This is a genomic window from Streptomyces europaeiscabiei, from assembly GCF_001550375.1.
GTDB classification, from domain to species: Bacteria; Actinomycetota; Actinomycetes; order Streptomycetales; family Streptomycetaceae; genus Streptomyces; species Streptomyces europaeiscabiei.
Window position 1 is genome coordinate 87,877 of the sequence record NZ_LRTR01000829.1, and the last position, 23,527, is coordinate 111,403.

Annotated in this window: 26 protein-coding genes and 1 pseudogene; 18 read left to right on the forward strand and 9 right to left on the reverse strand. The window is 69.2% G+C overall.

Annotated features, from left to right (window positions below):
* Positions 1–526 precede the first annotated feature (526 nt).
* From AWZ10_RS41650 to AWZ10_RS41660, 3 genes are all read left to right on the forward strand, one after another.
* Positions 527–1,513: a GlxA family transcriptional regulator gene (locus AWZ10_RS41650; protein WP_408996020.1), complete on the forward strand. Its 987-nt coding sequence runs from the start codon at positions 527–529 to the stop codon at positions 1,511–1,513.
* Positions 1,510–2,271: a DJ-1/PfpI family protein gene (locus tag AWZ10_RS41655; RefSeq protein ID WP_046707777.1), complete on the forward strand. Its 762-nt coding sequence runs from the start codon at positions 1,510–1,512 to the stop codon at positions 2,269–2,271. Before AWZ10_RS41650 ends, AWZ10_RS41655 begins: the two co-directional genes overlap by 4 nt.
* Positions 2,272–2,668: 397 nt before the next feature.
* The gene (locus AWZ10_RS41660; protein ID WP_060893688.1) at positions 2,669–3,538 is read left to right on the forward strand and encodes a helix-turn-helix domain-containing protein; all 870 of its coding nucleotides are present in this window, start codon (positions 2,669–2,671) and stop codon (positions 3,536–3,538) included.
* A gap of 116 nt (positions 3,539–3,654) precedes the next feature.
* Here AWZ10_RS41660 and AWZ10_RS56105 read toward each other — a convergent pair whose 3' ends face one another.
* On the reverse strand, positions 3,655–4,923 hold the full coding sequence (locus AWZ10_RS56105; protein ID WP_079104654.1) for a CocE/NonD family hydrolase: 1,269 nt from the start codon (positions 4,921–4,923) through the stop codon (positions 3,655–3,657).
* 166 nt (positions 4,924–5,089) lie between these two features.
* Positions 5,090–5,716: a TetR/AcrR family transcriptional regulator gene (locus AWZ10_RS41675; protein ID WP_159058548.1), complete on the reverse strand. Its 627-nt coding sequence runs from the start codon at positions 5,714–5,716 to the stop codon at positions 5,090–5,092.
* Positions 5,717–5,772: 56 nt separating this feature from the next.
* Between AWZ10_RS41675 and AWZ10_RS41680 the strand changes: the two genes are divergently transcribed.
* Positions 5,773–6,180: a nuclear transport factor 2 family protein gene (locus AWZ10_RS41680; protein ID WP_060893692.1), complete on the forward strand. Its 408-nt coding sequence runs from the start codon at positions 5,773–5,775 to the stop codon at positions 6,178–6,180.
* A gap of 294 nt (positions 6,181–6,474) precedes the next feature.
* Here the strand turns inward: AWZ10_RS41680 and AWZ10_RS41685 are convergent, their stop codons facing one another.
* The 3 genes from AWZ10_RS41685 to AWZ10_RS51990 form a co-directional block, all read right to left on the reverse strand.
* A complete protein-coding gene (locus tag AWZ10_RS41685; protein ID WP_079104655.1) occupies positions 6,475–7,761 on the reverse strand; it encodes an IS256 family transposase in 1,287 nt (428 codons plus the stop codon).
* A complete protein-coding gene (locus AWZ10_RS56110; protein WP_107417601.1) occupies positions 7,761–8,003 on the reverse strand; it encodes a dsDNA nuclease domain-containing protein in 243 nt (80 codons plus the stop codon). Before AWZ10_RS56110 ends, AWZ10_RS41685 begins: the two co-directional genes overlap by 1 nt.
* Before the next feature lie 224 nt (positions 8,004–8,227).
* A complete protein-coding gene (locus AWZ10_RS51990; RefSeq protein ID WP_159058549.1) occupies positions 8,228–8,524 on the reverse strand; it encodes a hypothetical protein in 297 nt (98 codons plus the stop codon).
* Positions 8,525–8,571: 47 nt separating this feature from the next.
* On the opposite strand from AWZ10_RS51990, the gene AWZ10_RS41695 reads away from it, so the two are divergent.
* Entirely contained in the window at positions 8,572–9,261 is a 690-nt protein-coding gene (locus AWZ10_RS41695; protein ID WP_244172733.1) for an IS5 family transposase, read from the forward strand.
* On the opposite strand, the gene AWZ10_RS51995 is transcribed toward AWZ10_RS41695, so the two are convergent.
* Complete coding sequence (locus AWZ10_RS51995) at positions 9,179–9,595, reverse strand: hypothetical protein (RefSeq protein ID WP_159058550.1); 417 nt, start codon at positions 9,593–9,595, stop codon at positions 9,179–9,181. The two genes, AWZ10_RS41695 and AWZ10_RS51995, sit on opposite strands and share 83 nt — an antisense overlap.
* A gap of 509 nt (positions 9,596–10,104) precedes the next feature.
* Between AWZ10_RS51995 and AWZ10_RS41705 the strand changes: the two genes are divergently transcribed.
* The 4 genes from AWZ10_RS41705 to AWZ10_RS41720 all read left to right on the forward strand — a co-directional run bounded on the left by AWZ10_RS41705 (position 10,105) and on the right by AWZ10_RS41720 (position 14,915).
* Positions 10,105–11,328, forward strand: coding sequence for a hypothetical protein (locus AWZ10_RS41705; protein WP_060893696.1), 1,224 nt, complete (start codon positions 10,105–10,107; stop codon positions 11,326–11,328).
* Between the two features lie 89 nt (positions 11,329–11,417).
* The gene (locus tag AWZ10_RS41710; RefSeq protein WP_244172734.1) at positions 11,418–12,773 is read left to right on the forward strand and encodes a sensor histidine kinase; all 1,356 of its coding nucleotides are present in this window, start codon (positions 11,418–11,420) and stop codon (positions 12,771–12,773) included.
* A gap of 4 nt (positions 12,774–12,777) precedes the next feature.
* Complete coding sequence (locus tag AWZ10_RS41715) at positions 12,778–13,422, forward strand: response regulator (protein WP_060893697.1); 645 nt, start codon at positions 12,778–12,780, stop codon at positions 13,420–13,422.
* Positions 13,423–13,760: 338 nt separating this feature from the next.
* On the forward strand, positions 13,761–14,915 hold the full coding sequence (locus AWZ10_RS41720) for an IS630 family transposase (protein WP_244172735.1): 1,155 nt from the start codon (positions 13,761–13,763) through the stop codon (positions 14,913–14,915).
* A gap of 31 nt (positions 14,916–14,946) precedes the next feature.
* Here AWZ10_RS41720 and AWZ10_RS41725 read toward each other — a convergent pair whose 3' ends face one another.
* Complete coding sequence (locus AWZ10_RS41725; RefSeq protein WP_060893698.1) at positions 14,947–16,446, reverse strand: hypothetical protein; 1,500 nt, start codon at positions 16,444–16,446, stop codon at positions 14,947–14,949.
* A gap of 85 nt (positions 16,447–16,531) precedes the next feature.
* Complete coding sequence (locus tag AWZ10_RS56115) at positions 16,532–16,747, reverse strand: hypothetical protein (protein ID WP_060893699.1); 216 nt, start codon at positions 16,745–16,747, stop codon at positions 16,532–16,534.
* 41 nt (positions 16,748–16,788) lie between these two features.
* On the opposite strand from AWZ10_RS56115, the gene AWZ10_RS56120 reads away from it, so the two are divergent.
* The 6 genes and pseudogenes from AWZ10_RS56120 to AWZ10_RS55380 all read left to right on the forward strand — a co-directional run bounded on the left by AWZ10_RS56120 (position 16,789) and on the right by AWZ10_RS55380 (position 20,461).
* Complete coding sequence (locus AWZ10_RS56120) at positions 16,789–17,145, forward strand: hypothetical protein (RefSeq protein ID WP_060893700.1); 357 nt, start codon at positions 16,789–16,791, stop codon at positions 17,143–17,145.
* Between the two features lie 331 nt (positions 17,146–17,476).
* Positions 17,477–18,175 (forward strand): hypothetical protein, encoded by a 699-nt coding sequence (locus tag AWZ10_RS41740; protein ID WP_244172736.1) that lies wholly within the window; start codon positions 17,477–17,479, stop codon positions 18,173–18,175.
* A gap of 76 nt (positions 18,176–18,251) precedes the next feature.
* Positions 18,252–18,542, forward strand: coding sequence for a hypothetical protein (locus AWZ10_RS41745; protein WP_060893701.1), 291 nt, complete (start codon positions 18,252–18,254; stop codon positions 18,540–18,542).
* 37 nt (positions 18,543–18,579) lie between these two features.
* Positions 18,580–18,944: pseudogene (locus AWZ10_RS41750) on the forward strand (hypothetical protein).
* A gap of 298 nt (positions 18,945–19,242) precedes the next feature.
* On the forward strand, positions 19,243–20,049 hold the full coding sequence (locus tag AWZ10_RS41755) for an SGNH/GDSL hydrolase family protein (RefSeq protein WP_060893702.1): 807 nt from the start codon (positions 19,243–19,245) through the stop codon (positions 20,047–20,049).
* A gap of 280 nt (positions 20,050–20,329) precedes the next feature.
* Positions 20,330–20,461, forward strand: coding sequence for a hypothetical protein (locus tag AWZ10_RS55380; protein WP_279616674.1), 132 nt, complete (start codon positions 20,330–20,332; stop codon positions 20,459–20,461).
* A 72-nt stretch (positions 20,462–20,533) separates the two neighbouring features.
* Here AWZ10_RS55380 and AWZ10_RS41760 read toward each other — a convergent pair whose 3' ends face one another.
* Positions 20,534–21,109 carry a PadR family transcriptional regulator gene (locus AWZ10_RS41760; RefSeq protein ID WP_060893703.1) on the reverse strand — a complete coding sequence of 192 codons (576 nt, stop codon included), beginning with the start codon at positions 21,107–21,109 and terminating at the stop codon, positions 20,534–20,536.
* A 124-nt stretch (positions 21,110–21,233) separates the two neighbouring features.
* Here AWZ10_RS41760 and AWZ10_RS41765 point away from each other — a divergent pair, with 124 nt between their 5' ends.
* The 3 genes from AWZ10_RS41765 to AWZ10_RS52000 all read left to right on the forward strand — a co-directional run bounded on the left by AWZ10_RS41765 (position 21,234) and on the right by AWZ10_RS52000 (position 23,243).
* On the forward strand, positions 21,234–21,626 hold the full coding sequence (locus tag AWZ10_RS41765; protein ID WP_060893704.1) for a nuclear transport factor 2 family protein: 393 nt from the start codon (positions 21,234–21,236) through the stop codon (positions 21,624–21,626).
* 506 nt (positions 21,627–22,132) lie between these two features.
* Positions 22,133–22,618 carry a hypothetical protein gene (locus AWZ10_RS41770; RefSeq protein WP_244172737.1) on the forward strand — a complete coding sequence of 162 codons (486 nt, stop codon included), beginning with the start codon at positions 22,133–22,135 and terminating at the stop codon, positions 22,616–22,618.
* 304 nt (positions 22,619–22,922) lie between these two features.
* The gene (locus AWZ10_RS52000; protein WP_159058551.1) at positions 22,923–23,243 is read left to right on the forward strand and encodes a hypothetical protein; all 321 of its coding nucleotides are present in this window, start codon (positions 22,923–22,925) and stop codon (positions 23,241–23,243) included.
* Positions 23,244–23,527: the final 284 nt, after the last annotated feature.

Consider the following 23,527-nt stretch of genomic DNA (forward strand, 5'->3'; position numbering starts at 1 on the left):
GCGGCCGCAGTCGCGGAGTGTGCGGGCAAGGATTTCGATGAGGCCCGCTGGCCCTTTTCCGGACTATGGAAACGATCAAGGTTGAGGCTCCTTCGACAAGAGAGCGGTCCCGTCTGACGGCGGGACCGCTCGGTGGTGTTGGATTCGAGAACCGTCACACCCCGCTCGGCAGATTGGTTTTGTACGTGGGAGCTGACACCACTTGTTGCTCAGAGCGGGGAACGCCCGGTTTCGCCGGAGGACGATGTCTCTGAGTTCTGGCAACGCCCGGGGGTTTGCGGTGGGAGCATGCACGTGCTGTGCGGGATGAGGCTGCGATGGCACCACCGAAGTCCAGGGTCGACTTGTACGCGCGCGTTCATTCCGCAGGCCCACAGGCCGGGGCCGAGGCGGAGGTGGACTTCGGTCCGTCCGCGCCACGCGGCCCGCTTCCAGGAAGCCGTCCACGGTCTTGAACCATCGCTGCCGCGCCCGCAGGTGGCGTTGAGGGATGTGCTGGTATCGGGGCATGGACAACAAGCGGCGCGTGCTGATCGTCGCCTACGACGGTGCGCAGATTCTCGACATCGCCTGTCCCAGTGGCGCGTTAGACATCGCCAACCGGTACGGTGCCGAGCCGCCGTACTCCATCGAGCTGGGGACCCTGGGCCGTCGGGTCGCCCGTAGTTCGGCGGGGATTCTGATGGGAGCGGGGCAGGGGCTGGAGACGGTCGCGGGGCATCTGGACACCCTGTTCGTGGTGGGCGGCATCGGCTGTGAGGACGCGGCGTCGGACGAGCGCCTACTGGGCCAGGTGCGCCGACTGGCCGGTTTCAGTCGACGGGTGGCCTCTGTCTGTACCGGTGCCTTTGTGCTCGCCGCCGCCGGGCTGCTGGACCACCGGCGGGTGACAACCCATTGGGGATGGGGGGAACGACTTGCCGAGCGTCACCCCGCCGTGGCCGTGGACGTCGCTCCTCTCTACATACGCGACGGCCACGTCTACACCTCGGCCGGGGTCACCAGCGCACTCGACCTGACCCTGGCGCTGATCGAGGACGACCACGGGCCGACGCTGGCTCGTGCCGTCGCCCGGGAACTCGTCACCCACCTGCACCGGCCGGCCGATCAGTCGCAGATCTCCATGTTCCTGGCCGCTCCTCCGCCGGAGGACCGGCTGGTGCGGGACCTGGTGGGCCATATCGCCGGTCATCTGGCCGAGGACCTCACACCCGCCACCCTGGCAGCGCGGGCGGGAGTCAGCCCCCGGCACCTGACACGCCTGTTCACCGCGCACCTCGGTACGACTCCGGCACGGGCCGTGCGCGTGGCGCGCACCGAAGCAGCGGCACATCTGGTGCGGTCCAGCGGACTGTCCATGGCGGCGATCGCCCGTCGCTGCGGTTTCGGGTCGGCGGAGACGCTGCGGCAGGCGTTCCTGGACCACTATGGGAACACGGGGGACAGGATTCGCAGGATGCCGGACATGCCGGCTGCGCGCGTCGCGCCGGGGCAGAAGACTCCCGGGCCATGAGGCATTCGACGACACGCAGAAACGTACTCCGGGGGACTGTGGCCACGGCCGCCCTGGCCGCCACGGCTGCGGCCCCGACGGGGGCACACGCCGTTCCGCGGGGCGGCGCGGGGCCGAACATCGGGATCCTGCTGTACGACGGCTACAGCCTGCTGGACCCGACCGGTCCGGCCGAGGTGCTGTCCCGGCTGCCGGACGCGACCGTGACGATGATCGCCGAGAAGCGCGGCGCGGTCCGCACGGATACAGCGGACGTGGCCGTGGTCGCTGAGCAGTCCATCGACGATGTGGACCGTCTCGACGTCCTCCTCGTGCCTGGCGCGGGCAACCGCGGCACCGTCGCGGCGATGAACAACGAGGCGCTCCTGCGCTGGATCCGCCAGATCCACCGGCACAGCCAATGGACGACCTCCGTGTGCACCGGCAGCATCATCCTCGCCGCGGCCGGGCTGCTGGACGGAAGGCGGGCGACGACCTACTGGGCTTCCGCCGAGTACCTCCAGTCCACGTTCGACGTGACCTACCTGCCGCAGCGCTACGTACGCTCAGAGAAGATCATCACTGCGGCCGGGGTGTCGGCGGGAGTGGACATGGCCCTGTATCTCGCTTCCCTCATCACAGACGACGACACGGCCAAGGCGATCCAACTCGCCGTCGAATACGACCCCCACCCCCCTTTCGACTCCGGCAACGCCGCAGAGGCCAGTCCCCGACTGAAGGAAAAGGCACTGCAGTTGCTCGCCGCCTCGCAGGTGTAGCCGAAGCGCGAGCCGTTGAGCGGACAGGCACCGCCCGCCTCACCGCCCCCAGGCCCAGGGCCTGGATCGGTTACGGCTCCGGTGTTGTCACTTCTCATCGACATTTCCGATCCGAGTGATCGCTAAGTGCTGCCGGAAACCGTCGACAAGTGTTGTCAGCTCCAACCTACGAAACCAGACGCTCATGCTTCGGCAACAGCGGCTCGATCACCGCCCACAACTCGTCACTGACCTCCCACGGCTTCCGCCGCGCCATGGTCATGCTCATCGACTGGTGCTGCCGGTTTCGGCCGTGCTCTGCCACTGTGCGGCAGCCATGGCAGGCCGCCCAGGACCGGCTGAGACTGGGACTGGCAGGGCCACCCGGACGGGGCGACACCTGCCTACCCTGGAACGCATGACAGCCACCGGTGACCCGGGCCCCCTGGCCACATATCTACGCGCCCGCAGGGAACTCGTCCTACCCGCCGCGGCGGGTATCCCCGACACCGGCAACCGGCGGGTGGCGGGCCTGCGCCGAGAAGAAGTCGCGTTCCTCGCCGGCGTCAGCTCCGACTACTATGTGCGCCTGGAACAAGGCCGCGACCGGCACCCCTCGGAACAGGTCCTGGTCAGCATCGCGGGCGCACTGCAACTGGACGAGGAAGCCACCGCCTACCTCCTCCAGCTCGCCGCCTCCCCCAGCACCCGCCGCAGACGCCCTCGCCCCGAGAAGGCCGGTGACGGCATCCGCACCCTGATCAACACGTGGCCGCTGACCCCGGCGTACGTCCACGGCACCTACATGGACGTACTCGCCGCCAACGCCCTGGCCATCGCCCTTTCTACCTTCAACGCTCCTGGCCACAACAGCATCCTCGCCGCCTTCCTGGAACCGGAACTGCGCGCCCTGCACGCTGACTGGGACGAGATGACCGCCCGCATCGTGCCCTACCTCCGGTCTGTCGCCGGACCGGACATCGACGATCCGCGCCTCGTCGAGATCGTGGGCGAACTCTCCGTACGCGGCGACCGCTTCCGCAAGCTCTGGGCACGCCAAGACGTCAAACACAAGGCCACCGGCACCAGCCGACTACTACACCCACAGGTCGGCACCCTGGACCTGCACTACGAGAAGCTGCTGATCCCCGGTACCCGAGGACAGACCCTCGTCACCTATCACGCCCGCCCCGGCAGCGATGCCGAAGACCGCCTGCGCCTGCTCGCCTCCCTGGACGGTTCCACCCGCACGCCCGCAGACACCGTTCCTACCACCGCGGACGGCTGACAGGCGTCGTGGGCCAGCCGGTACATGACCTGCCGCACCGTGACCATGAGCGGCGCGTACGCCAGCACGATCTGCCTCGCCCGGTCCACCGCCCGCTGGGGCGCGGCAATCATCATTCATCGTGCCGGGATGGTTACCGTAGAGGGGTGCGCTTCGTCGTGGCAGACTTCAATGTTCGTCTTGTGCAGTGCTGTTGCGCTCTCGACGGGTTCACCGCCGCCGAGGTTGCGGGCGAAGCGGGGAAAGGCGCCGGCGGAGACCTGCACGCGGAGTCGGTGTCCCTTCTTGAAGCGGTATGCGGTCGGTGAGAGCCGAACCGTCGCGCAGGTGGTGTCGTCGCCGACGTCGAGGTGAACGAGGTCGTCGCACACGTTGAGCGACTTGCCGTTCGGATCGACGTCGCACAGTCGCACGAAGACATCGACGCTGGGACGGTCCGCGCGCACCCAGATGTCTGCGGTGACCTCGCCGATCACCTCAAGGTCGTCGGTGAGCGGTGCGCCGGTGAAGGTGAGTAGGTGTTTTTGATCCTCTCTACGACGGGGCCGCATGCTCTGACCGGTTGCTTTGACCAGGCCGGGTTTCTGCCCAGGCGGCGGCGATAAGGGGGCGATGCAGGTCGGCCCGTCGGATGCAGATCCCGATGGCGAGTTGGCCGGGGCCGGAGGGGGTGGGCAGCTGTCGAAGTCTGGTGCGGACGCCGCTGTGCTGCAGCACGAGGTCGGGGATGATTCCTGTGCCGTAGCCGAGGGCCACCAGGGTGAGCAGGGCTTCGTGACCGTCGGCCTCGGCGGCGATGTGCGGTGGATACCCAGGCTTCGAAACCAATGGTCGGCTGCGGTGCGGACAAGTCCTTGACGGGGCAGGACGAAGGGCTTGTTGAGGTCAGGTGCCTGCTCGGCGGTCAGGGCCGCGGCCTGGATGAGGACGAGCGGGGTGTGTGTGATCTGCCGAGTGAGCAGGGTCGCGGGGATGCGGTCGGGGAGGGCTGCGACGGCGAGGTCAGTCTCGCCTTGGTCGAGAAGGGCGAGGGCAGAGGCGGCGTCCCCGGTGCGTAAGGAGATGCGTACGCGCGGGTGCGTGGTGCGGAGCGGAGTGAGCAGGTCGGGCAACAGGCTTTCGCAAGCCGTGACGGAGGCGAACACCCGCAGGTGCCCGCTGAGGTCGTCGACTGTGTCTCCGTTGTGGTAGCAGGCCCATAGGTCCAGGGCTTCTGTTGCGTAACGGCGGAAGGAGCGGCCGTGGTGGGTCAGGGATACTCCGTGCGGGCCGCGTTCCAGAAGTCTGTGTCCGGTAGCGGCCTCGAGCCGCTGCACGGTCCGGGACAGCGTGGCGGGGCTGATGTGGCAGTCCGCGGCGGTGCGGGTGAAGCTGAGTGTCGGCATACGGCTAAGAGTGCAGAGGCGCGTATGCCAAATCTGCAGAGGCCCGCGACCGAAGCGCCATGACGGCGGCGAGCCCGCTGACCCCACCACTGCTCACAGGGAGTAATCGGCAGAGGCGAGCCGACGCCCGGATCGCGGCCAGATCAGGGCACTAAGATTCTGGTGCTTACGGGGGTAGTACGGGTTTTCGGCGGTGGGAATGGGTTGGCTTCGGCGCGCCGTGCGCCGTTGTCACCGCGCTGCTTACCGCGTCGGCCAGGTGCTGCCGCACCGCGTCGGGCGTCCAGCCGCGGTCGATCGTCAGTTGTTCCCACACGGGGATCGAGGTCATCGCCCAGGCCAGGTCGGCGGCGGTGGCTGGGTCGAGGCCGGACCGCAGCCGGCTGGCGGTCGCCAGGCGTTGTGTGGCGTGCAAGAAGCCCGCGCGTAGTTCGCCCATGCGGTCGTTCCAGGCGGTCATGGCGTCCGGGTCCTCGTGCCGGGAGGCTAGTAGCGCCGAGGCCACCGGGTGGATCTTCGCGGCGTAGCGCAGCCAGGCGATAACGAACGCTTCCAGAGCCTCGGCCGGGTCGTCGTGAGCGAGAGCCTGCTCGCATCGGCGCCGGATGTCTTCTTGATCGTCCATGTGCCGAACAACGGCTACGAAAAGGCTGGCCCGGGAGCTGAAATGCAGGTAGACCGCTTGGCGGGAGATCCCGGCCGCGCGGGCCACATCAGCCATGGCGATCCGGGCCCCTCGCTGCGCCATGAGCCGTCGGGTGGCCTCGATGATGCGGAACGGTGTGCTTGACACCTGTAAAGCGTACCGTTAGCTTGACGCGTGTCAAGCAAGTCTGGCTTGGAGGAACCATGAACACCACCCATCCGGCGGCCCTGGCCGCTCGCGCCGCTATGGACGCGGTAACCGCGGGTGACCGTGCAGCCTGGTCGGCCTGCTACGCCGACGACGCGGTGCTCCATGACCCGGTCGGCGGCTCGCCCCTGGACCCGCAAGGCTCCGGCCTGCGTGGCCGGGATGCGCTCGACGGCTTCTGGCAGGTGGCTATCGCTCCGAACCGGGTGCGTTTCGATATCGCAGCGGTGCACGCCGCGGGGGCCGAGGCCGCCGTCGTCGCCACCGTCACCGTCACCTTCGCCGACGGCGCTGTCGCGGACTACGACGGCGTCTTCGTCTACACGATCGGCGACGACCGGCGGATCGTCTCGATGCGCGGGTACTGGGACGTGCGGCGGATGCTGTCGGCGCTCGGCGCTTGACTTCACCAGGCCGCCCCAGTCCTCGGCCGGCGAAGCATGCCCGTTACCCCCCCCGGTGCCCGCTGTTCGTCCGAGCCGCGCGCGGCCACGAACCGGGATCCACCTCGATGGGAAGCCCGACGGGCGATCCCGCAATGACGAAGTCGAACGGGTCGACGGCCTCGACGCCACCATCTACGAAGATCCCGCGGTCCCGGGGCCCGCGGCTGGGTGACGCTGCGCGATCCCGAGGGCAATGAGTTCTCATCGAACGGCGGGTCTGTGTAGCGAACGGTGGAACTCAGTCGATTTAGTTCAGCGGCGTCCGGCGGTGAGCCGGCCGTCGAAGGTGATGTCGAAGGCTTGGAGCGCGGCCTTCCAGCGCATGGTCCAGCGTTTGCGTCCGGTGCCGGTCGGGTCCAGGCTCATGACGGCCAGGTAGACGCACTTGAGGGCGGCCTGGTCGGTTGGAAAGTGTCCCCGGGCCCGGACGGCCTTGCGGATCCGCGCGTTGATGCTCTCGATCGCGTTGGTGGTGCAGACGATCTTGCGGATCTCGACGTCGAACTGGAGGAAGGGCACGAACTCGGCCCAGGCGTTCTCCCAGAGCCGGACGATCGCCGGATACTTCCCGCCCCAGGCGTCGGTGAACTCCACGAACCGCTCCAGCGCGGCCTCCTCGGTCGGCGCGGTGTAGACGGGCCTGAGCGCCTTCGCGATCTTCTCCCAGTCCTGGCGCGCCGCGTAACGGAAGCTGTTCCTCAGCAGGTGAACGACACAGGTCTGGACGATCGTCGCAGGCCAGACCGTATTCACGGCGTCCGGGAGGCCGGTCAGACCGTCGCAGACCAACATCAGGACATCGGCCGCGCCGCGGTTCTTGACCTCGGTCAGGACCTGGAGCCAGTACTTCGCGCCCTCCCCGCCGTCGCCGATCCACAGGCCCAGGATGTCCCGGTGCCCCTCGGCAGTGACCGCCACCGCCATATAGACAGGCCGGTTGGCGACCTGCCCGTCCCTGACCTTCACGTTCACGCAGTCGATGAAGACGACCGGGTAGACGCTGTCCAGCGGACGGTTCTGCCATTCCGTCATGCCGGCCATCACGCTGTCGGTGATCGTGGAGATCGTGGACTTGGAGATCTCCGCGCCGTACACCTCGGCGAGATGCGCGGAGATCTCCCCGTGCGTCAGCCCCTTCGCCGACAACGACAGGACCATCTCATCCACCCCGCCCAGACGCCGCTGACGCTTCTTGACCAGCTGCGGCTCGAACGACCCCGCCCGGTCCCGCGGCACCGCGATCTCGACCGGCCCCGACTCGGTGATCACCGTCTTGGACCGGTGCCCGTTGCGGTAGTTCTCCCTGCCGCCCTCGGCCCGCTCACCGGGCTCGTGCCCCAGATGATCCGTGAGCTCGCCCTCCAGCGCCGACTCCAGCACCCGCTTCGTCAGCTGCTGCAGCAGGCCGCCCTCCCCGGTGAGCTTCACCCCACCGGCCTGAGCCCGGGCAACCAACTCGGCGACCAGCCCGTCATCCACGGCACTCGTCGCACCCACAGCGGCCTTCCCGGCCTCGGTGTCACTCGTCACGTCAGTCATCAACTGTCGCTTCCAGCTCGGGAGTTACACCGCTCACCGTGCAGACCCGCTTCCTCAATGGTCTTCACCTGACGGTATGCGGGCGCGTCACCGTCCCTACAGACGATGTCTTCCAGGTCCTCCCAAGAGACCTGAGTCCACAGGCCCTCGTGCATGTCGAGGCAGTCCAGAAGCGTCACCGCGTCTTGGTAGGCGAAGCCGCGCCGACTTCGGCGTCCGCCGTCAGCCGGCGCTGCAGACATCGGCGCCCCGATACGTCAGGCGCCCGTAAGGCGACACAGAACTGACTGACGACCCTGTGGCTCGCACCCACACCCCTAGATCATCCAAGGCGGCCAAGTGCACCACCCAGTAACAGAGTGTGGCAATACGCATGACGATCAGCGACAAAGTTACCCGTCTCACCGCCCTTGACGGTCGTTACCTCCGAGCGGTTCAGGAGGCACGGACCAGCCGTTCCCTTCAACTACCTCCGGGCCGTCCAGGCCAACGACGTCGGCGCCGCCCGTGAATTCGCCGGCGCCGAACCGCGGATGCTCGCGATCGCGTCCGGTCGGGAGCGAACCAGGTTCACGGTGTGCTTGTCCGCGTCCGGTGCCAGCGGCCGTCCCCACTCCCAATACCGGCGCAGCTTGTGCACCAGGTCGTCGGCGTCCTCAGTACGGGGGGCGATCTCCAGCAGGATCACCGGCACCCCGGCGCCGCGATGCCGGTGCCGGCCTGGCTCCTGAAGCGGGGCGGGCGCCCCGAGGCGTACTGCCACCAGACAATGCTGGACGCGGTGCGCTACCTGGTCGACAACGGCGTGAAGTGGACGGCTCTGCCGGTCGATTTTCCGTACTGGCGGGCGGTCTACGACTTCTTCCGCCGCTGCGGTCCTACAACTACGTGCGTGAGCTGTACGAACGCCTGCGATGTTCGGCGAGGGAACGCATCGGCCGCAACGCCGAGCCCAGTGCGGGAGTCATCGACAGTCAGTCGGTGGACGCCTCCGAGACTGTCGGCGAGGACAGTCGCGGATACGACGGCGGCAAGTCACGTGACGGGCGCAAGCGTCACATCCTGACCGATACCGAGGGCCTGCTCCTGGAGGTGACCGTGACCACGGCCGATGTGCACGACTCCAGGGCCGCCCCCGCGCTGCTGGAGACGTTCATGGACCAGCCGGGCCGGCTGCTGAAGCTGGTGTGGGTCGACAGTGCCTACCAGGGTCCGGCGCTGGCGAAGGCGTTCGCCCGCCACGGAGTCCGGATCGAGGTCGTGCGCCGCTGCGACGGGCAACGCGGATTTGTCGTACTGGCCCGCAGGTGGGTGGTGGAGCGGACGCTGAGCTGGCTGGCCCGCTCACGCCGCCTCAACCGCGACCACGAACGCCGCCCCGACCACCACGCCCAGATGGTGTGGTGGGCTGCTGTCATCAGGCTGTCCCAGCGTCTGGCCGCAGACGCTCCGCGCTGGCCGGAGAAGCGCCCCGGCCGGCTGCCCCGGGCGCGGGCATGAACCGTCCGTCCTTCGCCCGCACCAGCCAGCCCCGCTTCTCCAGCACGTAGGCACGGTGACGGATCTTCTCCACCTCGTTCTTGATCTCCGCTTCCCGGCCCACCACCCGCGTCAGCTCCACCCCGTTCACCGGCCCCGAAGCAGCCACCGCAGCGGCGAACACCTCCCGATACACACCGCCGAGCACCTCCTCACCCATGCCCGACCGCCACACCGGCGGCCGCTCACCATGGCCCGCACCGGAGCCGCTCGATCCCCCAGCGGCAGCCGCCTCACCACCAGACGGCACGGAAGCCGGCGTATTCACCGGGCTCGCCTCGGCCAGCACCGACACGAGCTCCTCACGCCCCACCCGGGCCCGCTCGACCCGCTCCCGCGCGGCATCCACCTCCGGCCTGAGCCTGCTCCAGGACCTCCGTCCAGGACTCCAGATCCTGCCTCGCCCGCGCCTCACGCCGTTCCATCAGCCCCAGCACCGACGGCATCGCACCCTCCTCGATCAACAGCAAGCCGTCCGCTGCCTGCCCCCACCCCTCCGCGATCATTCCCCGCACACGAAGAAGCCCCTGCTCACCGAACAGGGACTCCCTTTGCCACAACGCACTGACTCTGCGCAGACGTACATGCCTGGTCACAGGTGCGTTCCCGGTGCCGGCGCAGACTTTGGCAGATGCTCACGAAATATCCGCCCGAGGTGCCGTGTCGGATCCGCAGGGCCTCGCCCGCCAGGACGAGAGAACCCGGCCGATCGGACGGGAAGCATGGCCGGTCGGCCGTCGCGGAGCCGGGAGTACGCGGGCTAGCGTCCTTCTCACCAAGCAACACCAGGGAGAGGAAGCCCCGATGGATCAGCGAACTTCCGACCGCAACGCCGGCGCGACCACCGAGTTCGAGCGAGACGTCGTCGAGCTGCTGCTGGCGACGATGAGCCAGGTGGCCAAGGAGGAACGCGAGGACGTCGGTACGGAAAGCGTGCTGAACGCGCTGGTGTCGGGCGACTCGGCCGCAGGTTCCGCGATCGCCCCCGGAATGAAGGCCGCCGGCTCGCTCGGCGGGTCGATCGGGAGCCGGGGGACCTCCGTGTGGGTCAGTGACGACGCGGGTGACGGTGCGGCGGAAGCCCCGGACGACGCGCGGGAGATCGACGCATTCTGGCGGGAGGTCCGGCAGGAGCAGGCTAAGAGGCTGCGCTGGAAGAACCGGAAGAAGAAGGAAGAGGAACAGCGAGGCATCGAACTCCCGCCGATGACCGGTGCGTTGCGGAGCTGCCTGCGCAAGGCGCTGGAGACCGCACGGGAGGAGGGCACCCTTGCGGTGCGCGTCCGCCATGTGGCGCACGCACTGGTCAAGCTGCCCGATTCGCGTGCTCGCGAGGCCATGGTGGTCGAAAAGCTGGACGTCTCCGCCGCCTCTGCTGCGCTCGACGCCTTGCGCGGGAGCGACAGCACGCCGGAGCCCGGTTCGGTGGTGATGCTGCGCCAGTCGGGGACGTTCGGGAAGAGCGGAAATCCGCTGACCCGGAAGTTCACCGCCTGGATCTTGGGGGGCGGCGCGGGATTCGGTTCCTCGGTCGTGAGCGCGGTGCGCGCGGAGGCGCTACGGGGGGCAGTGCGGCGCGGGGCGCCGGAGCAGGAGCCCATCGATACACTGCTGGGAATCCTGACGCTGGACCGGTCGTTGACCATCGCGGGACGTGAGCTGCCCGATGAGCTGACAGGAGCGAACCAGGGGGCGGAACTGCTGCGCCGACACGGCGCCCGGCAGGATGCTGTCACCCGAGTGCTGGTTCCCTCCACCGGGGTCGCGGAGGGGGAGCCCCCGGAGATCCCCGGCGCCGCCGACTTCGAACAACGGCTCCTGCATGTCACACAGTTCACCGCTTCCGCTCAGAACTCGCCCACGGTCGGCACGACCCACCTGCTGGCCGCCCTGCTGGACAAGACCGGGACGGATGCGGAGTCCGCGGCGGAGATCGAGCGGGTACTGACCGAGAGCGGGGTGGACGTCGCCGGCCTGCGGGCGGAGCCCGAGCTCCAGGTCCCCGGAGGAACGGCCCGAACTGCCTGAGCCCGCAGCGGTTCGCCCGACAACAGCCGATGAGAACAGCGCCCATACGGAGGAAAACCATGATCCCGGCACTGCGACCATGGAGGCGGATGCGCCGCGAGGCCACCGCGATCCAGGACGCGGTGCGCGCCGCGCCCCGGCGGACAGTCGTCGCCGAGTCCGTACTCGCCGGCCTGGTCCTGCTGTGGACTCTGGCGCCGTTTCCGCTGGTACCGCCGGTCCATCCGGTCTCCTCTGCTCTCCTGGGGGTGTGGGCGGCGCTACTCGTGCCCGCACGGCGTATGTACCCGGCCCTGGCGGTCCTGGGCTGCGTGCCCTTGATGGCCGGGGACAACATGTGGGCGACGATGGTGGTGCCGTGCGTCGTGTGGTCCGCCACACGCCGCATCGCCCCCGCACTGCGCACCTGGAGGGTGATCGGGGCGAGCACTGCCGGCTCCGTGCTCGCGTCGATCGCCGCCCAATCCCTCAGCGGACTCCCGAAGATGCCGTACCTGGCCGCGGGCGTCGGCATGAGCGCGCTGTTCATCGTGCTGCCCGCGCTGTCCGGCCTGATGCTGGGGCGTCGCCGTCCGCTGACCGGTCTGCTGCGGGAACGCAACGCCTACCTCGAACAGGCCCGCTTCCTCACCGACGAGGCGGCCCGTATGGAGGAACGGGCGCGCATCGCCGCGGAAATGCACGATCTGCTCGGCCACCGCATCGGCCTCATCTCGATGCACGCCGGAGCCCTCCAGCTCGCTGCCGAACGACAGGCGCCCCCGCTGGTCGCCCAGGCCGAACTCCTGCACACCACCGCCGGAACCGCCATGGAAGAGCTGCGCGGCATCCTCGGCGTCCTCCGCCACCAGTCGGACAAGGAGACCGCCGAGCGAGGGACCCGCGAGGATCTCTCGGCCCTCGTGGCGGACTCCCGGAGCGCGGGGGCCGACGCCGAACTGCACTGGCACGCGACCGGGCCGGCGGACGCGGACGCCCGCACTCGGCAGGCCGTCCACCGTGTCACCCGCGAAGGACTCGCCAACTCCCTGAAGCACGCGCCCGGAGCGCCTGTCCGCGTGACCTTCCACGACGAGGGGGACACAGTGACGGTCACCGTCGTCAACGATGCCCCACCGGTGGCCAGTCCGCCCGGGGACGGGAACCGGAGCGGGCTCGTCGGGCTCCAGGAGAGGATCACCCTGCTCGGTGGCGCCCTCAAGGCCGGACCGCGTCCGGAGGGCGGCTTCGTCCTTTCCGCCCGTATGCCCGCCCGGCCCGATGTGCCGCCCGTGTACGCCACTTCGTCCGAGCCGGTGTCCGCATGGGCGGGCTCCCGGCCCCCCCTGTCCACGGAGGTCCTCACCTGGCCCCGCCTCCTGGGCGGGGGCTGCGCAGCGATGCTGGTGTTGCTCCCGACAGTCGGCGGCACCCTCGCCCTGCTGATCATGGCGGTCCTACACTGAGCCGATGATCCGAGTCCTGATCGCTGATGACGAGGCGCTGATGCGCACCGGGATCCGGCTGATCCTGGAGAACGACGACGAGGTCCGTATCGTGGCCGAGGCGCAGGACGCCCGCGAGGCCGTCGAAGCCTGCCGAGCCCACCCCGTCGACGTCGCGCTCCTCGACATCCGGATGCCCGGCGACGGCATCTCCGGCGCCGCCGAGATCGCCCGCCTCTCGCCCCGCACCCGAGTGGTCATGCTGACAGCCTTCGGCGAAGAACCGAGCGTCACCCGCGCCCTGCGCGCCGGAGCCGTGGGCTACCTCCTCAAGGACACCGGACCCCGCGACCTCATCGCCGCCGTACGCCGCGCCGCCGCCGGAGAACCGGTCCTCGCCCCGCAGGTCACCCGCCAACTCATCGACTTCCGGACCCGGTCGGGCCACGGCAGCGACGCCGCGTCACGTCGGATCGCGGACCTGACACCGGCCGAACGGGACATCCTCCGGCTACTGGGCACCGGCCTCTCCAACGCCGAGATCGCAGCACAGCTTCACCTCAGCTCAGGCACGGTCAAGGCCCACATCAGCAGCATCCTCACGCGTACCGGCTGCACCAACCGCGTCCAGGCGGCGGTGCTGGCACAGGAAGCGGGGCTGCACGGCTGACGCCCGGCCCCCGGTCCCGAGCAGCTGAGACATCTGCGGACTCGCCCTTCGGTTTTGGAGGGGTCGATGCGGATGACGGGGCGGCCTCCGGCCTCGTCGAATCCGGGACGGCCCCGGTGGGCGATCAGGTCGCCGGGCTGCAGGTTCTTGGCCCGCACGTGCGGCAGCGCGTCGACCAGGGTCGGTCCGATGCGGCGGGGAGTGAACATCTCGTGCCCCTTTCAGTGGGTGCGTTCGGGGAGGGCCGGGGGCCCGGTGGCGGGCCCCCGGCGGGCGTTGCTCAGGTGGTGGCGGGCGCCGTGTCGGCGAGGGCGTCGAGAATCGCGCGCGCGGTCGTGATGACCAGGTGGCCGGTCTCCTGCGCCGCCGAGCGCGAGCGACTGAAGAAGATGGCCTACGGCCACAAGACCGAGCACCGGCTGCGGATGCGCGCGCAGGTGGTACTGCACGCCGCACGCGGACGCTCCAACGCGCGCATCGCCCGTGAGACGGGGCTGCATCTGGACACGGTCCGCTGCTGGCGCGGCCGGTTCGTCGAGCACGGTCCGGCCGGTCTGTCCGACCGCGAGCGGTCAGGGCGGCCTCCGTCGTTCACCGCGTTGCAGGTGGCCCAGGTCAAGGCCCTGGCCTGCCGGCTGCCAGCCGAGAGCGGCGTGCCGCTGGCGGGCTGGTCGTGCCCGGAACTGGCCCGTGAGGTCGTCGCCCAGGCGATCGCCTGCTGGGTCTCCGCCTCCACCGTGCGCCGCTGGCTCACCGACGACGCGCTCAAGCCCTGGCAGCACCAGTCCTGGATCTTCATCACCGACCCCGGCTTCCGGACCAAGGCCGAGCGGGTGCTCGGCTTGTACGCCCGCACCTGGCGAGGCGTCCGGCTCGGCGAGGACGAGTACGTCATCAGCGCGGACGAGAAGACCTCCATCCAGGCCCGCTGCCGCTGCCACCCCACCCTCGCCCCCGGCCAGGCCCGCGCGATGCGCGTCAACCACACCTACGGACGCGGCGGCGCCCTGGCCTACCTCGCCGCCTACGACGTCCACGCCGCGAAAGTGTCCGGCCGCACCGAGCCACGCACCGGCATCGACCCGTTCATGAACATGGTCGCCCAGGTCATGAGCACCGAGCCCTACGCCAGCGCGAAGCGCGTGTTCTGGATCGTGGACAACGGCTCCTCCCACCGCGGCAAGAAGGCCGCCGACCGCCTGGCCGCCGCCTTCCCCAACGCGGTGATGGTCCACACCCCCGTGCATGCTTCGTGGTTGAACCAGGTGGAGATCTACTTCTCCGTCGTACAGCGCAAGGTCGTCTCACCCAACGACTTCACCGACCTCGCCCAGGTCGCCGACCGGCTTGGGGCCTTCGAAGACCGCTACAACGCCACAGCACAGCCGTTCCAGTGGAAGTTCACCACCTCCGACCTGGACGATCTGCTGGCCAGGCTCGACCGGCACACCACCGATCACCACGAAGAATCCTCCGCCGAGCCAGCTACCTGATCAACCCCCGAAGGACTTACGGAGCCGACCGCTAAGGCACCAGATTTCGCATCACCGCACCCGGCAGCGAAGCATTGCCCGCCGCCGCCTTCGCCACATGACCGTCATCGTCGGCGAGCAACTCCACGATCCCCTGGGGCGGGAGGGCCGGATGGCCCGCGGCAATGGGCCTCGCCTGGCCGTCCGTCAGGCAGGCGAGCAGGGCCCGCGGGGTCGCGTGGGGGTGGACGGCGATTGCGCGGAACGCCTTGTGCACCGGCGGACGGTGGTGGGCGAGGTGTTCCAGGAGTGCCCCGGACGCGTCCGGGTTGGCCGCCACCGCCGCCAGGACCTGGACTCCGTGCCGGTCGACCATGGCCCGCAGTCGCGCCTCGGAGAGGCCGGGGTGCGGGGCGATGCTCTTGAGCACCTTCGCGTCGGGGTCGGTGGCGAGGGCGTCGCGTATCTCGGCGGGCAGGTCGCGGCGCAGGGCCACGAGCATCCGCACGGTCGAGTCGGTCGAGTGGGCCAGTTTCCCGACCTCGGCCGGGGACGCGGCCTCGACGCGGGGTAGCAGGGTGGGGCCGATTTTCGTGGTGGCGATGAGGCGAACGAGGACGTCGAGGGGCACGTTGGGGTTGTGCGCGAGTCGGCGCCGTACGTCCGGGCATTCGTCCTCGGCCAGTACGCGCATCAGGGCGTCGTCGCCGGCCGCCTTCTCGGCGATGCAGGCCCGGATGCGCACGTCGGGGTCCGTGGCGAGCCGTCGGCTCACCTCCGGGGGCAGGTCGGGGTGCTCGGCGAGGGCCAAGCGCAGGTTCTCCGACGGGTGGTCGGCGAAGGGGATCGCGGCCTCGATGGGGGTGGCGGGGTTGCTCAGGGCCCCGTGACGTACGGCGTACACGGCGGTCTCGTGCGTGCCGCCACAGACTTCGTACGACAGCACCTCGCAGCCGGTCTCCTCGACGCCGCAGACCGAGCACCGCTGTACGGGAGGCAGTTCCTTGTCGTCGAGGAGTGCCGCCAGTACGGCCGGTGGCGTTGCCTCGTTCCAGGCCGCGTACTTGCGGACCTCGGCGTTCGGATGCCCCGCGAGCCTCGTGGCCAGCGCCCGATCCGTCGTCCACAGGGCGAGTTCCCCCACCACCCGCACATCCGGACCGGCGGCGAGCGTCTCGACGACATCGGGCGGCAGGCCCACACACCGGGCCAGCCGCTGCCGACGCCAGAAATCCGGGTCCGCCACGAGGACCCGGCCCCACACCGGATCGCCGCGCCCCTCGCCGAGCAGCGCGAGAGCGGTGTCCGGATCGGCTGCCGGATCGACGTCGGCGACGGTCAGCCGGCCCTCGCACGCGAGCTGTGGGCCGCTCTCCGGGACGCGTACGTACAGCGCGAGCGCCTGCGCGTGGGTGAGGTCGGGGCGTTCGGCGAGGTCATCGGTGAAGTCGGCGTCGGTGTCGGCGACCGCGAGTTCGATCAGACGGTCGACGAGTTCGGGCGGAAGGGAGGCGTTGGCGGCAAGCCCGCTCAGGACATGGGCATGCTTCACAGGAGCATTGTGACCGCAACAGGCCCTGGCTTTCAGGCATTTATTGTCCCGTCGAATCGAAGCAGTGTGGCCTCAGACATCGGGCTCAGACATCGGGCTCCAACTCGCGCAGAAACCCACCCGTCCGGGAACCGCCCCCGTCCTCCTCCTCCGCCGCCCGCGCGACCTGCTCCGGTGTTCCCTCGGCCACCACCCGCCCTCCCCCGGCGCCGCCCGCCGGGCCGAGGTCGTTGATCCAGTCCGAGGCGCGCATGACGTCGAGGTTGTGCTCGCTCGTGACGACCGAGTGGCCCGCGTCCACGAGGCGTTGGAGTACGTCGAGCAGGCGGGCGGTGTGGTGGCGTGCAGGCCGGTGGTCGGCTCGTCGAGGAGGTAGAGGGTGCGGCCGGTCGCACGGCGCCCCAACTCCTTTGCCGGCTTGAGGCGTTGGGCCTCGCCGCCGGAGATGGTGGTGGCGGGCTGGCCCAGCGGGAGATAGCCGAGGCCCACGTCCGAGAGCCGTTGCAGCCGGGCCGCGATCTGCCGTACGCCCCGGAAGACGGTCAGCGCCTCGTCCACCGTCGCGGCCAGCACCTCCGCGATGTCGTACCCGTCGTAGCGCACCGCGAGGACCTCGCTCCGGAACCGGCGGCCCCGGCAGCCCGGACAGACGCACTCGACTGTGCCTGCCATCTCCACCTCGCCGCCCCCGACATCTGAGCAGACGCCAGACACAGAACTGCCTCCGACGTCAACCCCCGAAGGACTTACGGAGCCGACCACTAAGGCAGGGACAGCAGGGGTGACGGCGGTTCCAGCGTTGTCAGTTCTCATTGTGGACGGTCACGTAATTCCCCAGGCTGCCATCCCGTCGTTCCGGAGGGGTGTCCGGGGCCAGCGTGCCTGAAGGCGGCCCGAACTACCGCCCTGAGCGGAGGCCACGCGCATTCATATGACAGTTGCGAGCCAGCTCCCCGATCATTGGCCGATGACCACGAGACCGGACCTTCTCCGTCTGAACATCGCGTGCCCTCCACCCGACGAGAGCGGCGTGGAGGTCCGCCCGATCGTCAATGGCCGGGATCTTCTGGCCGAGGTGGTCCCCGGTGGCGTGGGAGGCTCCCGGTACCTGGGAGTAGGCCCCAGGGATCTGCTGGGCCAGGACGGGCCGTTGCATGCCACGGCGACGCCCCACGAGGTTCGTCTCGCTTGGTCCGGGTGCGGCGTGGAGGAGTGCTGTGGCGCGCTGTACATGACGGTCACGCGTATCGGGGATCATGTTGTCTGGGCGGGCTGGCGCGACCTGGCCAATCAGGACTTCGACCTGCCGGAGCTTCGGTTCACCGCAGGTCAGTACGGGGCCGAGGTCCTGCGAGCGGGAGAGGACCGCAGTTGGGAGTGGCCGGCAGGAGCGGTTGCGCGGCTGCTTGAGGCGGGGCTGAGGGGACGCAGGGACTGGCTCGTCAGGTGGGACTGCGAGTTGGAAGGCGTCTGGGCCTTCCGCAAGGAACCCGATCGAATTCACGTCGTCCTGAGGCATCCCCGTAACCGGGCCGATGCAGATCTGCCCTGGCTCCAGTTCGGGATGACCCTCCCGATCTCCGCGGACGCCCCATCGGTCCAAGCCGAGCGCCTTGGAGCGCGGCTGACCGCAGGCGATCCCCGTGCCACCGCCGAGGTCTGGGGAGGTTCGCATGATGCCGAGCAACTGGGCTACCCATGGCCGCCGGTCGACCTGCTGTTCATGTGAACGGCAGGGAGAGGCGGGGTTGGGCCTTTCCCTGCCGTTGGCCATCCACTCGCAACCGCCATCCCCATGGGGAAGCGTGACCGTCGACGCCCTCCTGATCTGCGCAGTCAAGCGCGAGACGGCATTGTGCGAACCGGCACCGAACGCGACCTCGCCGAATGTGCTCGCCTGCCGGGCAGGCTGCGGAAACATGGCCCGCACCGACACCCACGCCAGTCAACTGCGTGATCGCGCCGACGAGATCGACCAGCTCGCCATACACGCACCCATGCACATCGGCAACCGGCTGCGGGCCAACGCCGCCCGACTCCGCCAGGCCGCCGTCACCCACGCCGCCACCGCCGAGACCGCCGAGGCCCTGAGATGACCGAGCAACCCACGAGCGCACGCGGATCCGCGAGGCGATGGACCGTCTCCTGGCCGGGCAGGCCACCGCCTCCAACGGGAGTCTCACCATCGCGGCCCTCGCCGTCGAGGCCGACGTCCACCGCATGGCGCTGATGAAGCGGCACGCGGATCTGAAGAACGAATTCTACGAGCGGGTACGCACCGAAGCGCAGCAGGTCCCCGAAGCAGAGCGCCGACTGCGCGAGTCCGTGGTCAAGCTCAAAGAGACCGTCTCGAACCAGCGAAGGGAGATCAAGGAACTACGGGAGCTGGTCACCCGTCTCACCCTCGCCGCTGCGGTCCTCACCCACCAGCAAAGCCAGTCGGCCCCCGCTCGCAGGTCCCAGACAACGTCGTTGCCTTCCGTCCGTCCAAGGAATGACGCTGCGGGCCCGCTTCGAGGGCGATGCCCAGGTGGCGCCAGGCGCATCAAGCCAGAGCCCTGATCAGCCACATCGCCGACGATGCGACCCACTGCCACACGATCTGCGGGGCGGACCAAGGCGGTGGACGGCGGTGGACCGCCCTCGACGGCCTCAGCACCTGCATGAGCGGCGTCACTTTGCAGGAAGGTGAGCCTGCAGCTATCCTCATACTCAACAATATGACTAGGTGTCTAGTTGGTTAGCGGTGGCCGTGGCCACTTCCATCAGCAGCGTTGACGAGAGGCGGGCAGCCCCGTGTCGAGCGGTGGGTATCTGCGCTATGTCGCCCTGGGTGACAGTCACACCGAGGGACTCGGGGACGGCGACGACGTCCGTGGTCTTCGGGGCTGGGCGGACCGGCTCGCCGAGCAGGTCGCCCGCCACAGCCCCGGCCTGCTCTACGCCAACCTCGCGGTGCGCGGCCGTAAGGCCGGCCAGGTGCGCGCCGAGCAGCTCGCTCCGGCTCTCGCGATGCGGCCCGACCTTGCCACCGTGGTGGCTGGGGTCAACGATGCGTTGCGCCCGGGCTGCGACCTCGACGAGGTGGCCGGCCATGTCGAGGCGATGTTCGCCGCCCTCACCGCGCAGGGCGCCACCGTCGCGACCCTCATGGTTCCCGATGTCGGGCGCATCACGCCGTTGGCCCGCCCGATCGGTCACCGTGTTCTCGCACTCAACGCGCGCATCCGGGAGGCCGCCGACCGCCACGGCGTGGTGGTGGCGGAGACGGCCGCGCACGCGGCGGCGACCGATCCGCGGTTGTGGAGTGCTGACCGGCTGCACGCCGGCCCGCTGGGACACACGCGCATCGCGGCTGCCATGGCCCACGCGCTCGGTCTGCCGGGCAGCGACGACACGTGGACCCTTCCCCTTCCGGCCGAGGGGACAGACATCCCTGCCTGGAGGACCGTGGGTGCCGAACTGCGCTGGGCCGGCACCTTCCTCGGCCCTTGGGTCGGCCGCCGCCTGCGTGGCCGCTCCTCCGGCGACGGCCGCCAGGCCAAGCGGCCGGCGCTACTTCCGGTGGCCGCGCCCGCCGGGGACACCTCCCCATCGGTGTGATGCTCTGGTTTGCGACGACGCCGGCGGCTCCTCGTGCTGAACTGCGCTTCACCGGGGGTGCGCACGCTCATGCCGGGGATAGCTGTTCATCACGATCTTCTACATCGCCATGGCGGCACCGACGTCCGGCGCCACGGCCCCCGCCAGGCACTCCCCGGCTTACACCGCACCCTCGGCGAGTTCCAGCCCCTGCGTCAGATCACCGGCGTCGTCCGCTCCATCCTCCACAACGACGCCCAGGGCGACGCCGGACTGCCCCGACGCTGGGTGATCTCTGGGCTTGGGACTCGCGGTCGCGTGCCTCTCCGGCTCCGACGTGACCCGGTTCTCCGACCGCAAGGGACTGCACCGCAATCCCGCCGACAAGGAACCGCAGCCGGTCCTGGCTCGGACACAGACCGACGACCCCTGAGAGGCCGGGCTGCTCACACCGGCCCCGGGTCATCACTTTGTTGACTAACCGTGTTGAGTCGGACCGCCGCAGTCAGCCGTCGGCCCGGAGCGCGGCCGTGCGCTGTTCGAGCCTGCGCAGCGCCAAGTCCCCCCACTGGAGGTTCTCCCGCTCGAACGCCATCCCGCGCAGCAGGGTGAGATACGGGCCGATGCGCTCGGCCTCGGCGAAGTACGCCTCCTCGGAGCGCCCGTCGAGCAGACGCTGCCGGAGCCGCTCGTAGCGGGCCAGCTTGGCGGTGGCCCACTCCATGCGCTCGGCGATGGCGGCCCGGACCGCTTCCATGTCGCCCGCGTCCAGGCACTGCACCTTGACAAGCAACTCGTCCCGGATCACCGCCGGTTTACCCAAGGGTTCGGCGGTGTAGGCATGGACGGCCGTCCGTCCGGCCTCCGTCAAGGAGAACAGTCGCTTGTTGGGGCGGCGCTTCTGCTCGACGACGCGGGCCGTGACGAGTCCTTCGGCCTCCATGCGATCCTGCTCCTGGTAGAGCTGCTGGGGCGTCGACATCCAGAAGTTGGCGACGGTGGCGTCGAACGCCTTCGCGAGGTCGTACCCGGACGCCTCGCCCTCCAACAGCGCGGCCATCACCGCGTTCCGCAAAGCCATGGATGCGCGCTAACAGATTAATCAACAACATGACTAACAGTTGCCCCTCCCTTGTAGACAAGCCCTAACGGCCCCTCTATTCTCTACCACCCTATTAACATTTTTGACTATACGGGGTGGGCTCATGCATCCCTTCCGCAAGGCTGTCGAGAGCGGCGACCTGGACGCCGTGGCCGCTCTGCTGGCCGACGACGTCGTCTTCACCAGCCCCGTCACCTTCAAGCCGTACCCGGGCAAGGCCATCACCGCGGCGATCCTGCGCGGCGTGCTCCGCGTCTTCGAGGACTTCACCTACATCCGTGAGATCGCCAACCCCGACGGCCGCGATCACACCTTCGTCTTCACCGCCACTGTCACCGGCAAGCAGATCCAGGGATGCGACTTCCTGCACTTCGACGACGACGGGAAAATCGACGAGATCACGGTGATGGTGCGCCCGCTCTCCGCCGCCCAGGCGCTCGGCGAGGCCATGGGCGCCCAGTTCGAGCAGATCGCCCGAGAGGCCGCCGAACAGTAACCACGACGACCGACTTCGACGGACTGAGCAACCCTCCTGGCGGAGCGCCACAACGTCCCCGGCGGCTGCGCCACCACCCTTCGACGAGGCCGCTTCGAGGTCGAGACGGCGCTGCACCAGCTGTCCAGAGGCGGCCGGAAGGCCAGCCGTACACGCTGCGCGGGCCGTTCGAGAAGCTCGGCGTCGCTGACTCACTGTAGATCGTCCAGGAGCACCACCTGTATCGCGCCGTGGTACCCGGCCGCACGATGTGACCCTGCCCGCCGACTGGGCCGGCGCCGTGGACGCCTTTCGGCATACGTGCGGTACGTCTTGCGCCCGGCCGGGCTGGGCACCCTCGCCGACGAGGGCGGCGCCTTGCTGGCAAACAGCAGTGTCCAGCCAACTCCTAGTCAGTCCGCCCAACTGAACAAACGGACTTGACAGGGAATGCGAAGTCCGCGGCCGCCGACTGGCTCCGTAGCCGGGGCGAAGAGGCCGATGTCGAGTTCGTGCGGCCGGAGGGGGTGCCGATCGGCTCGGTGGTGGACATCCGATTCCGAGGTGGCGGGCTGCGGGTGCACTTGGACCAGGCGGTGGAGCCGTCGTGGGACCAGGACGACCGCGAGCCGGTGCTCGGGGTGTCGGTGCCGGTGGACCGGGACACGCTGATCGATCGCTGGTATGGCCATCGCATTCGGCTGGACAGTGAAGGAACCGCCCGCCGGGTTCGTATCGGCACCGAGGCGTTCGCGCGGGAAACCGAGTGGTTCGCGCTGGACGACTGCGAGATGACGGAGCGAGGACTGTCGACACCGGCGGTGGAGCAGATCGTGCGTTCCCGCAGCACTCGGCCCGTTACCCGGTGGGGGGCCAGGGCGAAGAAGGTTCCGGACGTACGTGTGCGGGCTCGGGTGCTGCTGTGCAAACTAGCCGATGCCCGCAGGGTGGTCCGGAGGCCAAACGGTGCGGCTCTCGCCGGGGCCGAACGTCCGGCGACCCTGACGAGCTGATCGGCCCCAGCGATCAACCGTGGACGGTCTCAGCCACATCGCGGCAGCTGGTGCTCCCAGCCACCGTAACCGGTGGGGTGGTCTGCTCACGCGGGCGCGTCCGTGACGGTGGCAATACGGTCCGGGCCCCGGACGGTCCCGGCCGCCGGTGCTCCGTGGCCCCGCCCGGCTCCCCTCCCTCCTCGCCAGCCTCTGAGGTCGAGCACAACGACGATGCCCGCCGGTCGGCATGCGGTTGGCCATGTAAAAGCGGTGGCTTGCCCGGCTCCTGGTCGTCCGGTTCGTCGCGGGGCTGATCTACGCGGTGCCGATCGCGGTCTTCGGTGCGCGAGCCCAGTCGAAGCTCATCGCGCCGCGCGTCGCCGAAGCGCCTGGTGAAGACACGTCGACGAGTCCAGAGGAGTCAGGGGCGAAGGTTCGGAGAGCGGCCTCACCAATCACCATGTTTCTGTACATTCTTGTCGCTATGGTGATGTTGCTCTTTGTGACTGCCGTGGTCATTGCCTACGTCGCCTTCTCGAACTCCTCCCTCTCCATCTCGTTGATCTCGGTGATGACGCTCATTGTGGGTGTGATCCCCGTCATTCTGAAGGCTGTCAGCTATCTGCGAGGTGACCGCGGCTGAGGCTGAGGCTCGTGCATCCCGGCCGGTCAGGTGTATGGCCGGTCGGACCGCGCGCCGAGCGTTGAGCCTGTCCGAGAGGCCACGTTCGGCGCGCGGTTGTCGTACTGCGACAGCTCTCGGGTGGCCACGGCCGGGTGATCTTCGAGGGCTGGCCGTGACGCGCGGGGTGCCTATGGGGGTTGCCGGGCATGAGACAGCGGCGGCGGTTGGTGATGGCTCTGGTGCTGGCGTTCACGGGGGTGGTGTCGACGGCGGCGCCGGCGTCGGCCGACTCCAGCTCGTGC